12 protein-coding genes are annotated in these 14,531 nt (G+C 44.2%); 3 read left to right on the top strand and 9 right to left on the bottom strand.

Going from position 1 to position 14,531, the window contains the following annotated elements:
* Nucleotides 1-33: 33 nt before the first annotated feature.
* Nucleotides 34-1,431, bottom strand: coding sequence for a peptidoglycan DD-metalloendopeptidase family protein (locus DFP77_RS08760; protein WP_258861097.1), 1,398 nt, complete (start codon nucleotides 1,429-1,431; stop codon nucleotides 34-36).
* Between the two features lie 427 nt (nucleotides 1,432-1,858).
* On the opposite strand from DFP77_RS08760, the gene fdhD reads away from it, so the two are divergent.
* Nucleotides 1,859-2,677, top strand: coding sequence for a formate dehydrogenase accessory sulfurtransferase FdhD (gene fdhD / locus DFP77_RS08755; protein ID WP_114411910.1), 819 nt, complete (start codon nucleotides 1,859-1,861; stop codon nucleotides 2,675-2,677).
* Nucleotides 2,678-2,690: 13 nt separating this feature from the next.
* Nucleotides 2,691-5,018, top strand: coding sequence for an FdhF/YdeP family oxidoreductase (locus DFP77_RS08750; protein WP_258861096.1), 2,328 nt, complete (start codon nucleotides 2,691-2,693; stop codon nucleotides 5,016-5,018).
* 94 nt (nucleotides 5,019-5,112) lie between these two features.
* Here the strand turns inward: DFP77_RS08750 and DFP77_RS08745 are convergent, their stop codons facing one another.
* The gene (locus DFP77_RS08745) at nucleotides 5,113-6,567 is read right to left on the bottom strand and encodes a TrkH family potassium uptake protein (RefSeq protein WP_114411908.1); all 1,455 of its coding nucleotides are present in this window, start codon (nucleotides 6,565-6,567) and stop codon (nucleotides 5,113-5,115) included.
* Between the two features lie 169 nt (nucleotides 6,568-6,736).
* On the opposite strand from DFP77_RS08745, the gene DFP77_RS19790 reads away from it, so the two are divergent.
* Nucleotides 6,737-6,865 carry a hypothetical protein gene (locus DFP77_RS19790; protein ID WP_258861095.1) on the top strand — a complete coding sequence of 43 codons (129 nt, stop codon included), beginning with the start codon at nucleotides 6,737-6,739 and terminating at the stop codon, nucleotides 6,863-6,865.
* A 58-nt stretch (nucleotides 6,866-6,923) separates the two neighbouring features.
* Here DFP77_RS19790 and DFP77_RS08740 read toward each other — a convergent pair whose 3' ends face one another.
* From DFP77_RS08740 to DFP77_RS08710, 7 genes are all read right to left on the bottom strand, one after another.
* Nucleotides 6,924-7,856 (bottom strand): electron transfer flavoprotein subunit alpha/FixB family protein, encoded by a 933-nt coding sequence (locus DFP77_RS08740; protein WP_114411907.1) that lies wholly within the window; start codon nucleotides 7,854-7,856, stop codon nucleotides 6,924-6,926.
* A complete protein-coding gene (locus tag DFP77_RS08735) occupies nucleotides 7,856-8,605 on the bottom strand; it encodes an electron transfer flavoprotein subunit beta/FixA family protein (RefSeq protein ID WP_114411906.1) in 750 nt (249 codons plus the stop codon). Before DFP77_RS08735 ends, DFP77_RS08740 begins: the two co-directional genes overlap by 1 nt.
* Before the next feature lie 20 nt (nucleotides 8,606-8,625).
* A complete protein-coding gene (locus DFP77_RS08730) occupies nucleotides 8,626-9,042 on the bottom strand; it encodes an acyl-CoA thioesterase (protein WP_114411905.1) in 417 nt (138 codons plus the stop codon).
* A gap of 11 nt (nucleotides 9,043-9,053) precedes the next feature.
* Entirely contained in the window at nucleotides 9,054-10,907 is a 1,854-nt protein-coding gene (locus DFP77_RS08725) for a feruloyl-CoA synthase (RefSeq protein ID WP_114411904.1), read from the bottom strand.
* A gap of 134 nt (nucleotides 10,908-11,041) precedes the next feature.
* Entirely contained in the window at nucleotides 11,042-12,805 is a 1,764-nt protein-coding gene (locus DFP77_RS08720; protein ID WP_181858522.1) for an acyl-CoA dehydrogenase family protein, read from the bottom strand.
* 13 nt (nucleotides 12,806-12,818) lie between these two features.
* The gene (locus tag DFP77_RS08715) at nucleotides 12,819-13,586 is read right to left on the bottom strand and encodes a 3-hydroxyacyl-CoA dehydrogenase (RefSeq protein WP_114411902.1); all 768 of its coding nucleotides are present in this window, start codon (nucleotides 13,584-13,586) and stop codon (nucleotides 12,819-12,821) included.
* A 182-nt stretch (nucleotides 13,587-13,768) separates the two neighbouring features.
* Nucleotides 13,769-14,527 carry a crotonase/enoyl-CoA hydratase family protein gene (locus tag DFP77_RS08710; protein WP_114411901.1) on the bottom strand — a complete coding sequence of 253 codons (759 nt, stop codon included), beginning with the start codon at nucleotides 14,525-14,527 and terminating at the stop codon, nucleotides 13,769-13,771.
* Nucleotides 14,528-14,531: the final 4 nt, after the last annotated feature.

Genomic DNA, 14,531 nt, shown 5'->3' with positions numbered 1-14,531 from the left:
TAGAAATACGCTTATTCAAAACACCCGTAAACCTTACTCTGCACCAGAGTCTACTTCTGTCTGCTCTGGCATTTCTTTATGTACATCAGCACGCTCTGACTTACGATCTGTCATCATACTAATCCAACTAGCAACATTGGCATTGTATTCACTGCGCATACTATCTGGTATTGATTGCGTTGTTGGAATACTCGCTGTCATTGGATTTACTGGTCGACCTCTAACATGCAGTTCATAGTGCAAATGTGCTCCTGTCGTTCGTCCAGTATTTCCAGATAATGCAACGACTTGACCACGTTTAACTTTTTGGCCCTTTTTCACTAGAATTTTATTAAGGTGTAAATAACGAGAGCCATATGGGCCAGTATAGTCAATAACAACATATTTACCCGCGTATTTATGTGATGCCACTCGGGTCACAATACCATCGCCAGTAGCCAACACTTCGGTTCCTGAAGGGGTTGCCAAATCAACTCCATTATGGGGAGCGGGGTGCCCAGTTATAGGGTGTAAACGGTTAGCATTAAAAGACGAACTAATTCTATAGTGTTTACGCGTTGGCCAGCGTAATAAAGCAGGCGTTAAACTGTTACCTGCTTCATCGTAAAATCGACCATCCGAATGTAAAAAAGCACGGTACGTTTCGCCCTTGACGGTAATCCCTAAGGCTTCTAATTGATCCTCACCCACTTTTACACCATCAATACTGCCTTTTTTAACGACAAAATCGAATTCGTCATTGGCTCTTAAATCCTTTCGGAAATTTACTCGACCTTTAAGCACATCTTGAATAATCAAAATATTGGTGTCAGAAAGACCCGCTTTTTTCGCAGACAGATAAAAGTTGCTCACTACTTTGCTATGGACTGTTTCATGGGTGTAGGTGATGGGCTTAATATGCTCTTCATAGCTAAAACCACCGTTTTCGTGCTGTACATATGACACACTTTTACTAACATCGAGCCGACGATTTAACTCTGCCAATTCCCCATCTTCATTCAGCTTAAAAGTAAACTTATCATTAGGAAGCAATGGTTCAAGAACAAGATACTCTTGGTCAGCCTCCAGCACAGAATACAAAGACTCTCGGGATAATCCCAAGCGCGCAAAGATGCCAGCTAGCGTATCGCCCGATTTTATAACGTATTCAATTGAAGGAAGAGGTGCAGTAACTTTTTCTACATGCTGTAAAGGGTCGGTGGTGACTAAAGAGCCGTAATCATTATCCTCATCTGTGTTTGCATTAGTATCAGAAGGCTTAATGGACGTCTTAGCCTCACCACTAGGTAATAGGTACTCTTTAGGGTTGTCTGTTGGCGATACAAGCGATTTATAGACAAACAGTAGAACAATGAAAACAGCGAAGATAATGGATAACCAAGCACGCGGCCCAGATAAAGCCCAGCGCGAAAGGCGTGTAATAAACTGCATAAATAAAAAACTCATTAAACAAAAAAATGGCTCACACAGAACCCTGACTATGCACTACCATCTGGGTTGCACACATTCTCAATATAGGACAAGTACAGAACCACACTTTGTCTGAAGTGCCATCCACTCGCCACTGCTGGAGTGCAAATAATCACAGTCCATACCTTTTTCGCCTAGGGTTTTACACAACCAATACGGAAAAAGCGTTGAAGCTATTTTTTTTCGGGCAAGAATACGGCATTTTAAGTCTCAAAGAAATACTTAACACTTTGAAAAGCGCACCTATATTGATTCTTTTATGAACAATTAATTACTGCCATAAATTCACCTCGTTTTATGCACTTTCTCAACATAAAAAGATTGGACGACATTCACGTCTCTCCGTACTATTAAAGGCCTCTCAAATTCATTTACTAAATCGGATAATATGCAATATTCATCCCTGTCTTTTCCCTGCTATCAGCGACATTCGTTTGATCGCTGTGATAATAAGCTCGCTGCTGGATCAGCTAAACTAGTGGAAGAAATACCACTGGCTATTAGCATCAATGATATTACCCATGCGGTCATGATGGTCACACCCAACCAACTAGACGCGTTTGTTATCGGTTTTGCTCGTAGCGAAGGGATTATTGAGCAAATTAGCGATGTACGAGATTTGGAAATAGAGTCCACCAAGATACCGCCAAATATTGATAGCATTGCTATTAACTTAACTTTAAGCGCTCGCCGCTTCGCCAATTTTAAGCAAAAAAAACATGCCCATCTTGGTGCAACTGGGTGTGGTTTATGTGGCGTCGAATCACTTCCTCAAGCGATCCCTACACTACCAAAATTATCACCAAGCCAACCGATAGCTGAGTCTACTTTATTGTCGTTAAAATCACGTCTAGCTGATTATCAAACACTTGGAAAACAAACAGGGGCGGTTCATGCTGCATTGCTAGTTTCCCCAGATGGAAGCCCTCTTATCTGCATGGAAGACATAGGTAGACACAATGCTCTCGATAAGATTATTGGCTACGCACTGCAACAAAATATCAATCTACATAATTACAGCGTTTTAATGACTAGCAGATGCAGTACTGAATTAGTACAAAAGGCCGTTCGAGTCGGCCTCTCTAGACTAGTGCATTTAGCCTCACCAAGCGCATTAGCGGTAACACTCGCTGAACATTATGGGCTAACGCTAATTCATTTGCCTAAGCAAGATGCGCCAAGAATATTTGCATCTTCAACCCCGTAAGAAGGAACAGATCTTGAGTAAAAAAGCTGATTTTTATACGCCATACAAAGGACCGGCAGGCGGCTGGGGTGCATTAAAAAGCACAACAAAACATTGGTTAAAAAGCAAAAATGCGGTTCGAAATATTCACTCACTATTAAAAACCAATCAGCCCCACGGCTTTGATTGTCCAGGCTGTGCTTGGGGTGAAAAACACGACCCTGCCAAAATTCGCTTTTGTGAAAACGGCGCTAAAGCCGTTAACTGGGAAGCCACATCACGTAAAGTCGATGCCGCGTTTATGGCGAAACACAGCGTAAGTTGGCTAAATACACAAAGTGATTACTTCCTTGAATATCAAGGTCGACTCACTGAGCCAATGCGTTATAACCGAGAAACAGATCACTACGAAGCCATTTCTTGGGAGCAAGCCTACCAACACATCGGCGATACGCTAAAAAAACAAGCGACCCCAAACAATGTCGCTTTCTACACATCTGGACGAGCCAGCAATGAAGCCGCATTTTTATACCAGCTCTTTGCACGTGCTTACGGCACAAACAACTTCCCTGACTGTTCAAACATGTGCCACGAAGCCAGTGGCTATGCATTAACTAGCAGCATTGGCAGCGGTAAAGGAACAGTTAAAATAGACGATTTTGAACATGCTGATGCGGTCTTTGTCTTCGGTCAAAACCCAGGAACAAACCACCCGCGTATGCTAGAAACTCTAAAAGAAGTAGTACAACGTGGCGCGCAGTTATTAAACTTTAACACTTTACAAGAACGTGGGTTAGAGCGTTTCCAGAACCCTCAAAACCCGATAGAAATGCTGACCAATGGTTCCAAGCCAACCAACACTGGCTACTTCTGTCCGAAAATTGGCGGAGATATGGCAGTTGTGCGTGGTATAGTCAAAGTCCTTATCGACTTGGAAGAAGCAGCTCAACAAAATGGCGAAGCAATTTTCGATCATGACTTTATCAAAGAGCACACTCAAGGCTTGGATGTCTATCTTGAGCAAGTAAAACAGACACCTTGGCAAGATATTTTCGATCAATCAGGACTAAGCAAAGCAGACATCACGCATGCAGCTAACGTCTACGCTAAGGCAAACAGTGTGATTTTAACCTGGGCAATGGGCATCACTCAGCACCATCACTCGGTTGCCACTATTCACGAAATGGTAAACCTAATGGCGCTTCGTGGTAATTTAGGAAAACCTGGTGCTGGCGTATGCCCTGTCCGTGGCCACAGTAATGTTCAAGGAGATAGAACGATGGGCATTAATGAGTGCCCTCCACAAGAATTCCTTGATTCTTTAGAAACACACTTTCAATTTACACCACCGCAAAAGCATGGCTTTGCTGTTGTCGATACTATCCGCGCGATGCGCGATGGCAAAGTCGGTGTTTTCATCGCTTTAGGTGGCAACTTCGCAGCCGCAACACCAGACACGAAAGCGACTGAACACGCCATACAGCAATGCGAGCTAACCGTACAAATCAGCACCAAACTTAACCGTTCCCACCTAGTTACAGGGACTGAAGCCATCATACTGCCTTGCCTTGGTCGAACTGATATTGACCATCAGGCTAAAGGACAGCAAAAAGTCACGGTAGAAGATTCATTTAGCATGATTCACGCTTCTGGTGGCGTCTTAGAACCGTTAAGCAAAGAACAAAAATCTGAGCCTGCCATCATCGCCGGGATGGCTGCTGCGACGCTAGGTAATTTCCCTATTGATTGGAATGAAACCGTGAGCGATTACGATATTATTCGTGAACACATCGCTGCGGTCGTGCCAGGTTTCAAAGACTTTAACCAACGTATTCTACAAGATGGTGGTTTCTACCTAGGCAGCAGTGCTCGCGAAAGAAGCTGGGAAACGCCTGCCGGCAAAGCAATTTGTCACACTCACCCGTTACCAGATTCTATTCTGCCTAAGCGCGCCCAAGATCTTCTGTCAGACAAAACGCTGATCATGCAAACTCTACGCTCTCACGACCAGTACAACACCACTATTTATGGTATGAACGATAGATATCGTGGCATCAAGGGCGAGCGTAAAGTGGTATTTATAAACCCTGCAGATATACAGCGACTAGGATTCGAAGAAGGTCAAAGTGTCACGCTACGCTCCCTATGGGATGACGGTGTAGTGCGCAAAGTAAGTGGTTTCAAGCTAGTACCTTACAGCATTCCTGCAGGCAACATTGCTGCTTATTACCCAGAAACTAATCCGTTAGTACCGCTGGACAGCTATGGTGAATTCAGCAATACACCAACATCAAAAAGTATTGCGATAGAGCTAGAAACGTACGAACAAGAAAGCAACGGTATTGGTATCTCAGCGGCTTAATTTCATTCAACAACACAAGAAAATGCCCCATTACTCAATAATCGGGCATTTATTACTGTTTTTAGCCGTTTTTTTTCGGTCCAACAGCCCTTTCTTAATGACGCCACATCACCGGAAAGAAAAGCACCAGCACAGTAAAATATTCCAAACGCCCTAAGATCATGGCAAAACTCATCAGCCAAGTGCCAGCATCACTTAACGGAGAAAAATTACTACCTAGCTCTGCAAAGCCTGGCCCAAGTACATTCAAACACGCTGCAGTAGCGCTTAAAGACGCCATAAAACTCATACCCGTCATCATCAGCAACACCGTAAACAATATCGTTATCATGGCGACAAGACACATAAAGCCCATCACAGAATGCCGTACATCTGCTGCGATAGTTCGCCCCTGAAACTTCATGGCGAAAACCCCATTAGGGTGTACTAAGCGTTTTATTTCCAAGCCTATTGATTTGACCGAAATGATATTCCTAATAACTTTATTACCACCCGCTGTCGACCCTGCGCAACCACCGATGTAACCAACAAAAATCAAGATAATCGACGTCACCGCCGGCCAAGCGCCAAAATCCGTTGCCGCATAGCCAGTGCTAGTAATAAACGAAATCACATGAAAAAACGACTGTGTTATGGAAACCCAAAGCCCCTCTTCTGAACCAGTCTGAAAAAGAAACAAAGCCAATAACAAAGCAATAAAACCAATAATTTTTAAGAAACCTCGTGTTTCTTCATCTTGCCAATAAAGCTTAATACTACGAGCGATATAAATCCGATAATGCAAAGCGAAATTCACAGCTCCTAACACCATAAAAAGGTTACAGATCCACAAAATTAATGGGCTATTAAAATAGCCCATGCTGGCATCGTGTGTTGAAAAGCCTCCAGTCGATACCGTGGTAAAGCTATGTCCAATCGCATCAAATGCAGACATACCTGCAAAATAATAACTTAACGCGCACAACACAGTGATAGCCAAATACACCATCCATAAATAATGTGTGGTACTAGATACACGAGGAGAAAGCTTTTCGTCTTTAATTGGGCCAGGCGTCTCCGCTTTTAATAGGCGCATACCACCAATGTTTAACATCGGAAGAATTGCCACCACAAAGATAACCACGCCCAGCCCCCCCATCCATTGTAAGAATTGGCGATACATCAAAAAGGTGGGTGGCATGTCATCTAAGCCAGACAGCACGGTTGCACCTGTGGTCGTCAAGGCGCTGATCGATTCAAATACACCATCAGTAAAAGAAATGTGAGTAATGGATATGATGGGAATAGCCCCCAGAACCCCAACAGCAAACCAAGTTAACGTGGCGAACAACATAGCTTCGCGCGTATTAACCGAAGGTAATGCGTACTTTCGAAAACCCAACAAAATGGTCAGAGAAAGGAAAAAAATAACCACTGCAGGTATAGCAAACGCACGCCCGACGCCATCCTTAAACAGCATAAAAGACAATTCACCAAACACAAACTGCACGACACTCATCCACAAGCATGGCATTGTCAGCAAACGCAGCACTAATAAAGGGCGAATCATAATCGGTCGCCGCTCCTATCAATTAATTAGAGTCAGATTCTAAACGTTTACCTTCGACAAACACAGCTATTCAAAAAAAGCTATTTTGTAAACAATGTGGACGAATTGAGCACCATGTGCTTTTATTATACAAAATAATAAATAAGCCTTAATTTCAAAAGGAACGAACATGAACCAAGTACCACTGATTGATATATTTCACCTGAGCGCAATGGCCATCACTGTAGGCTGCTTTTTGTTTATTAGTGCAAAGCGCGTCATCGAGCTCAGCTCAAAATCAGACATAGAAAAACCATAAAAAAAACCGAGCCAAGGCTCGGTCTGTCAGTACACAAAATAAAATTCGACACTATCGCCTATAGCTTCGAAGTCATTTCTGGAAGCACAGCAAAAAGATCGCCTACCAAGCCATAGTCTGCTACTTGGAAAATAGGCGCGTCCTCATCTTTGTTTACCGCCACAATGACTTTGGAATCTTTCATACCCGCCAAATGCTGAATAGCGCCAGAAATACCAAATGCCATGTACAAATCCGGCGCGACGATTTTACCCGTCTGGCCAACTTGTAAATCATTCGATACAAAACCTGCGTCCACTGCCGCACGAGAGGCACCAACCGCAGCACCTAGCTTATCGGCCAACGCCTCGACCAAGGCAAAGTTCTCGCCACTGCCGACTCCACGACCACCTGACACAATGCGGCTCGCACTGGAAAGATCTGGTCTTTCTGACTCAGTAATGTCGTCAGATTGCCAACTAGACAAAACACTCTCAGCCACAAAATCGACCGTTTCAACAGGACACTTCTGATCATTCTGTTGAGCGTTTTTATCAAAAGAAGACGCCCGTACTGTAATGACTTTTTTGGCAGCCAAAGCCGTTACCGTTGCAATAGCATTGCCAGCATAGATCGGGCGTTTAAATTGATCTGCACTCAATACAGCACAAATATCAGACACTTGGCCAACATCTAATAAAGCGGCCACTCTTGGCATAAAGTCTTTTGACTCTGAATTGGACGGCGCAATAATGTGCGAATAACTTGCCGATAAATACACTATCAAATCGCCCATTGGCTCAGCCAAGGCATATTCATAAACATCCGCATTAGCACACATCACCTTAGTAACACCAGAAAGGCTCGCCGCCGCATCAGCAACGGACTCAACATTATTACCCGCCACCAGCACATGAACGTCATTGCCAATAGCTTGAGCAGCCGTCAAGGCGCATAAAGTAGCAGACGAAAGCGTACTGGATTTATGTTCTGCAATTAATAAAGTCGTCATTAGATCACCTTCGCTTCGTCTTTCAATTTACAGATTAATTCATCCACCGACGCCACTTTAATGCCCGCACTACGAATTGAAGGCGCTTCCACTTTATCTAATCGGTAATGAGCCTTTGGCGCTACGCCCAAGTCTGCCAAGGATAAAGTATCGAGTGGTTTACGTTTAGCCTTCATAATATCGGGTAATTTGGCATAGCGAGGCTCATTAAGACGTAGATCCGTCGTTACAATCGCAGGCAATGTCAGCGCAACAGTACGTAGCCCGCCATCGATTTCACGAGTAACAAGCGCTTTGCCATCTTCAACAACAAGCTTAGATGCAAAGGTACCCTGTGGACGTTTAGTCAAGGCAGCTAACATCTGTCCCATTTGATTGTTATCAGAATCAATCGACTGCTTACCAAGAACAACCAACACAGGCTGCTCTTTTTCAACCACAGCAGCAAACGCCTTGGCAACGTTCAAAGGCTCTACTTCTCCTTCGCTCTCAACAAGAACGGCACGGTCAGCGCCTAACGCCAAAGCATTACGAAGTTGCTCTTGGCTTTGCGCCGTTCCAACGCTCATAACGATCACTTCAGATGCTACGCCAGCTTCTTTCAGGCGAACCGCTTCTTCAACAGCGATTTCACAAAATGGATTCATTGCCATTTTGACATTGGTTAAATCCACATTGCTTTGATCTGCTTTAACACGAACCTTAACGTTGTAATCAATGACTCGTTTAACACCCACTAAAATTTTCATTCTTTCACTGACCTATCTTATTAACCGTGACTCAAGATTTTTGCTCTAATGTCGTCAGGAATTGGCTTGGCTTTAAGAACACCTTCTGCATTATGACAGGCCCAGACACGTTTTTCCGTGCACTCAACCGCTAAGTCGCCGCCATTAAAAAGTTGATGGCGAATTCCAAAGCTGGCACGACCAATCTCGGTAAACTCACTTTTAATAGTGACCTTATCACCATATTTAGAGGGTTTGAAAAATTGGGAGCGTGTATCAACCATTGGAAATCCGACCGTCTTTAATTCATCTCGTATATAACGAAGTGAATAACCCATAGACTCAAACAAAGCCCCCGTTGACGCATCAAAATAGGCAAAATAACGCGGGTAAAAAACAATATCGGCGGGATCGCAGTCACCCCACTCAATTTGTACTTGGCGTTCATTGTTAAACATGACGCTCTTCCTTATAAACTGATAACCAAATCAGAAAGAGGCTCTTGATACAAAAGCTCAATTTGGTCTTCTCTATGAGCTTGCACCGCACGCTGATTCAACGAACCTTTATCAGTAATTTCATTTGCATCAATACTCGGTGGCACAGCTTGCAACAAAATACGTTGAACCACAGTCGAACTACCGGTGCTGTTTTTAGCAAAATCTCTTAACTTCTGCTGAAAAGCATCACGTACTGCTGAGTGTGCAATAACTTGCTCGTTCGTCTCCACCAAATCATGAGGAAGAATCGCCTGACAATGAGCCCAATCAGGAAAGATCAATGCACTGATATAGCCACGGTTCGTACCACATAACACAACATCTTGTACAAATGGCGCAAAGGCACTGATAAATTTAGCACGCAATGTACCTGCACTGACCCAAGTACCACTATCGAGTTTAAAGTCTTCCGATACACGCCCGTCAAAACGGAAGCCTCGCTGCGGTTCATTTTCATCAAGATATGCTATCGCATCGCCTAAGCAATAATAGCCTTCTTCATCAAACGCTTTTGCGGTCAATTCTGGTTGACGCCAGTAACCCGGCATCACAGTTTCAGCTTTCACACGCGCTTCTAACTTACCTTCGTTTGGAACAAGCTTGATAGACACACCTGGCGCAGGAACACCAATAACACCAGAAGTTGATTCTTCAACAGAAGCAAACGTCGCTGACGGCGCTGTTTCGGTACAGCCTAGCCCAGTGACCATAGGGATTTTCTTGCCAGTATATTGAATCGCCAGCGCATCCAAATCATCCCAAATATGCTGAGCCAAACCTGCAGCGGCAAAGAAGGTAAACTGTAAGCGCGCAAAAAACTTCTCAGCTAACTCACTGTCCGCTTTCAAATTTTTCACTAATAACTCAAAACCTTTTGGCACATTGAAATACACGGTTGGAGATATCTCCGCCAAATTTTGTAATGTCTTAGCGAACAGTTTTTCAGTTGGCTTGCCATCATCAAGATACAAACTACCGCCGTTATACAAAGCGATACCAATATTATGGTTACCGCCAAAAGTATGGTTCCAAGGTAGCCAATCAACCATAATAGGCGGCTGATCTTGCAAGAACTGCATTACTTGATGAATCATCACCTGATTGGCGCAAATCATACGCTGAGTATTGATAACGCCTTTTGGCATACCTGTGGTACCAGAGGTGAAAAGCACTTTGGCAATCGTATCGCCATTCACTTGCTCGTTCATTTCATCAATCAAAGCCGACTCAGGAAAGTCCCAAAAGGATTGAAAAGCCACAATTGGATTGTCAATTTGTTGTGCCTTGGTATCCCCTTTGATCACCACTACGGGAATTTCCGTATCTTGGCAAACCGCTTTAATTGCCTTTTCATAAGGTGCCAACTCATCCACCACAATCATGCCGGGTGTCAAAATATCCACAATACCTTGCAGCTTAGAATAATCCGTCGCGATAAGAGAATAAGCAGGCGACAAAGGAGAATGAGCCACACCCACATACATACCAGCCAAAGCAAGCATCAAATGCTCAACGCTGTTGCCACATAAAAAAACGATGGGACGCTCAGCAGAAACTGGCTGAGTGATTAACCAAGATGCTATTTTTCGTACTCGGGCTACCGCTTGTGAGTAGGTAACTTCCTGCCAGTCACCTTGCTCATCACGCTGCGCAACAAATATTCGATCGGGGGTTTTATCAGCCCAGTATTCAAGCTGATCTGTCCAGCAACGAGCATACTCATCGAGCGCTTTTTGGCTATTGATGATTTGCACTCCGCCGTCGCGATTTTCAATGTCGATAGGATGCGCTACAACTTTTATTGGATGAAATTCACCGTTCATTTTTTTGCTCCCACTCTCATCTTTTGCCCTTCAGGGCTCTATGATTATTTTTATGGCTAGAGTTTTAGGGAGTGGTTTATTAACCACTGCCGAATTGTTATTTTTATCTCGACTTCAGACCTAAATGGCCTGCTTCAAAATTTATATTTGCCAAGACCTAACCCAGCGTTTTCAACGACCTTCAATGCCGCCATGGCAGACGGCAAACGATAAGCACCGTAAAATACGGATAGCGCCTTAATATTCTGCACGTAAGACTCATCCGTATTTTCTTGCGCTTGCTGATAAGCCAACACATTCAATAACTGCCATGTGCAACATAAGATCCCCATGGCTTCCAAGAAGGGCACAGACACAGCCAGTAAATCTTCATGGTCCATATCAGGATTCAGCAAATGTGAATGCAGTAACGACGTCATCTTATTAATCACTTGCTGAGAGTCTTGCGCCATAGAGGCAAATACCTCGTCGGACTCAAAAGACTGAGCCAACTGAGTTACTTCTGCTAATAACTCAGTTAAGGCTTTACCCTGATCGCCGCGCACTTTTCTAAACATCAAGTCACGGGCTTGAATACCAGTAGTGCCTTCATAAATCGTCGTCACTCGAGCATCACGCATAATTTGCGCCACACCAGTTTCTTCTACAAAGCCCATACCACCAAATACCTGAACCACTTGGCCTGCCATCACATTGGCACGCTCAGTCGAAAAGGCTTTAAAAATCGGCGTCAGCAAAGCGACTCGATCTTTTTTTGATTGATTCGTTTCTTCTTGATTGTCTGCCGCTTCGGTCGCATCAATTTGCGCAGCAATCTGATAACCCAAAGCACGCAGTGCAAAGGTTTCCGAACGCATCTCTAACAACATGCGTTTCACATCGGCATGTTCAACAATGGCCACTTTTTCGCCTTGACTATTCGTACCTTGAGTTCGCTCTTGGGCATACTCCAATGCACACTGATAACCAAGTTCTCCCAAAGCAACACCTTGCAGACCACAACTCAATCGGGCCTCATTCATCAAGACGAACATCGCCATTAGACCTTGATTCAACTCACCGACTAATTCACCAATACAACCATCTTGATCACCGTAACTAATAGAACACGTTGGGCTACCATGAAGCCCCATTTTGTGTTCAATACCGGTACAGCGAATATCGTTAAACTCTCCTAATGCACCATCATCAGCAACACGATGTTTAGGTACGATAAATAGCGAAATACCGCGACTGCCTGCTGGCGCGTCTGGCGTTCTAGCCAGCACTAAATGGGCAATATTGTCAGTAAGATCATGATCACCGTAAGTGATGTAAATTTTCTGACCTTTGATTTTATAAGTGCCGTCAGCCTGTGGAATCGCCTTAGTATTCAATGCCCCTAAATCCGACCCCGCATTTGGTTCCGTTAGCGCCATCGCCACGGTCCATTCACCGCTGACAATTTTTGGTAAATAACGGCTTTGAATAGATTCATTGGCAAAATTTAAAAGAATTTCTGAACCACCTTGCGCCAAAGCTTGAAACATCACAAAGGCCAAATTCGCTGACAGCCACATTTCGTTTACAGGCTGGGCAATGTATTTTGGCAGACCTTGACCACCAAACTCCTCAGGCAATGCCAAACCAATCCAGCCAGATTCGGCGAATTGCTGATACGCCTCTTTCCAACCATCAGCTGTAATCACTTTCCCGTCTCGAAAGCGGCAACCTTGCACATCACCAACTTGGTTCAGTGGAGCAAGTACACCAGTAGCGAACTTAGCCGCTTCTTCCATTACCGCATTGGCCAATTCAGGGTCAAAACCGTCTAACGATTCAACGCCAGCCAGACCTTGCTGTTGATAGGCTTGTGCCACCAGCAACTTCATATCTTTGTAAGGAGCTTGATAGTTCATCATCAACTCCGTATTACTTCGCAGCCATACGAATCGCACCGTCAAGACGAATCACTTCGCCATTCAGCATGCCATTTTCGATGATGTGTTGTGCCAAAGACGCGTATTCATCAGGCTCACCAAGACGCGGTGGAAATGGCACAGATTCGCCCAAAGATTTTTGCACTTCTTCCGGCAAAACATCCATCATTGGCGTTTTAAATAATCCCGGAGCAATGGTCATCACTCGAATACCAAAGCGTGCTAATTCACGAGCAATTGGCAAAGTCATGGCGCACACACCACCTTTGGAAGCCGCATAACCTGCTTGCCCAATTTGACCGTCAAACGCCGCTACAGATGCTGTGTTGATAATCACGCCGCGCTCTAAATTAGCTTCTGGTTCGTTATGCTGCATTTTGTCAGCAACCAAACGAATCATATTAAAAGTACCAATTAAGTTAACCGATACCGCACGTTGAAATGATGCCAAGCGATGTGGCCCTTCACGACCGACAATACGCTCTGCGCCTGGAATACCTGCGCAATTCACTAAACCACTAATAGGACCAAAGGCTTCAACAGCTTGATCAATCGCACTTTGTACCGAATTCTCATCAACGATGTCTGTCACGCAACCTTGTACGCGCTCACCTAAATCAGATTTAACGCGTGCTAAACCTTCTTCATTTACATCCGCTAAAGTGACTTTCGCCCCCAAGCTATGAAGGCGACGCGCCACTGCTTCACCAATGCCCGAAGCTGAACCTGTCACCACAAAATGTTTGTCTTGAATTTGCATCTAAATACTCCTGATCTTGCTGTTATTTTTATGACAAAGGGCAGATTTACTCAGTCTTTTCCTTGTTCTTTGATAAAAAGAACCTTGGTATTTGATTCACGCTGACGCGTTGAGCTTGCGAAACAGGCGCAAGTGAATTAAATATCAAGATTCATGGTATGCATTACCAAAGGCAAAACTTCTTAGCTTTTTTTACGATTCAAAAACGCATCAATACGCGCTTTTACTTCATCGCTGGTTTGCGTAATGCCACAAATCAATGATTCAGTGTACAGACCATCTTGTGCCGACATATTGCTAATACGGCTTAGACCTGTTGTCATGGCCCAGTTGGAGTATTTCGAGTTTTTGCCGATGCCTTCTGCGATTTCAAAGGCTTTTGCCAAGGCTTCACCATTGCCAACAACATAATGTGCCAAGCCAATACGCAAACCTTCTTCGGCTCTTACATCACGCCCCGTCAGCATCATTTCTGTCATGCGGCTGGCACCAATCACATTGGATACATTTACCGATGCGCCACCGCCAACAAAGATGCCATGTTTACCCTCAGGCAGACGGTAAAAGGTATTTTCTTCACTGACACGAACATGGGCACAAATCGCCAATTCCAAACCGCCGCCAATCACCGCGCCATGCATAGCAGCCACGACAGGAATGCCTGAATCACTAATATGACCAAACACGCGGTGCCACATATTAGAATGCTTCACCACTTCAAATGGCTCACGGGCTTTGTGCTCTTGCAAATCCAGACCAGAGCAAAATTCCGGGCCGCTACCTGAAAACACAATGACATTCACGTCATCGGTTAAATTCAAAAACACGTGTTCAATCTCAAGACATAAGCTGTCATTGATGGCATTTTTCTTTTCTGGGCGATTAAGCTGCAAATGCGCCACGCCATTTTCTACGGAATAATTAATAAATTGATATGTCATCTTG

The sequence above is a fragment of the Marinomonas foliarum genome (assembly GCF_003337275.1).
GTDB lineage: Bacteria > Pseudomonadota > Gammaproteobacteria > Pseudomonadales > Marinomonadaceae > Marinomonas > Marinomonas foliarum.
Note: the sequence above shows the minus strand (reverse complement) of the source record. Positions and strands in the feature narration are given on the sequence as shown.

What these genes read in the sequence shown, in the direction of transcription:
- DFP77_RS08760 (WP_258861097.1), bottom strand. Translation starts at nt 1,431, where the DNA reads ATGCAGTTTATTACACGCCTTTCGCGCTGGGCTTTATCTGGGCCGCGT.
- fdhD (WP_114411910.1), top strand. Translation starts at nt 1,859, where the DNA reads ATGCAATATTCATCCCTGTCTTTTCCCTGCTATCAGCGACATTCGTTT.
- DFP77_RS08745 (WP_114411908.1), bottom strand. Translation starts at nt 6,567, where the DNA reads ATGATTCGCCCTTTATTAGTGCTGCGTTTGCTGACAATGCCATGCTTG.
- DFP77_RS19790 (WP_258861095.1), top strand. Translation starts at nt 6,737, where the DNA reads ATGAACCAAGTACCACTGATTGATATATTTCACCTGAGCGCAATGGCC.
- DFP77_RS08740 (WP_114411907.1), bottom strand. Translation starts at nt 7,856, where the DNA reads ATGACGACTTTATTAATTGCAGAACATAAATCCAGTACGCTTTCGTCT.
- DFP77_RS08735 (WP_114411906.1), bottom strand. Translation starts at nt 8,605, where the DNA reads ATGAAAATTTTAGTGGGTGTTAAACGAGTCATTGATTACAACGTTAAG.
- DFP77_RS08730 (WP_114411905.1), bottom strand. Translation starts at nt 9,042, where the DNA reads ATGTTTAACAATGAACGCCAAGTACAAATTGAGTGGGGTGACTGCGAT.
- DFP77_RS08725 (WP_114411904.1), bottom strand. Translation starts at nt 10,907, where the DNA reads ATGAACGGTGAATTTCATCCAATAAAAGTTGTAGCGCATCCTATCGAC.
- DFP77_RS08720 (WP_181858522.1), bottom strand. Translation starts at nt 12,805, where the DNA reads ATGAACTATCAAGCTCCTTACAAAGATATGAAGTTGCTGGTGGCACAA.
- DFP77_RS08715 (WP_114411902.1), bottom strand. Translation starts at nt 13,586, where the DNA reads ATGCAAATTCAAGACAAACATTTTGTGGTGACAGGTTCAGCTTCGGGC.
- DFP77_RS08710 (WP_114411901.1), bottom strand. Translation starts at nt 14,527, where the DNA reads ATGACATATCAATTTATTAATTATTCCGTAGAAAATGGCGTGGCGCAT.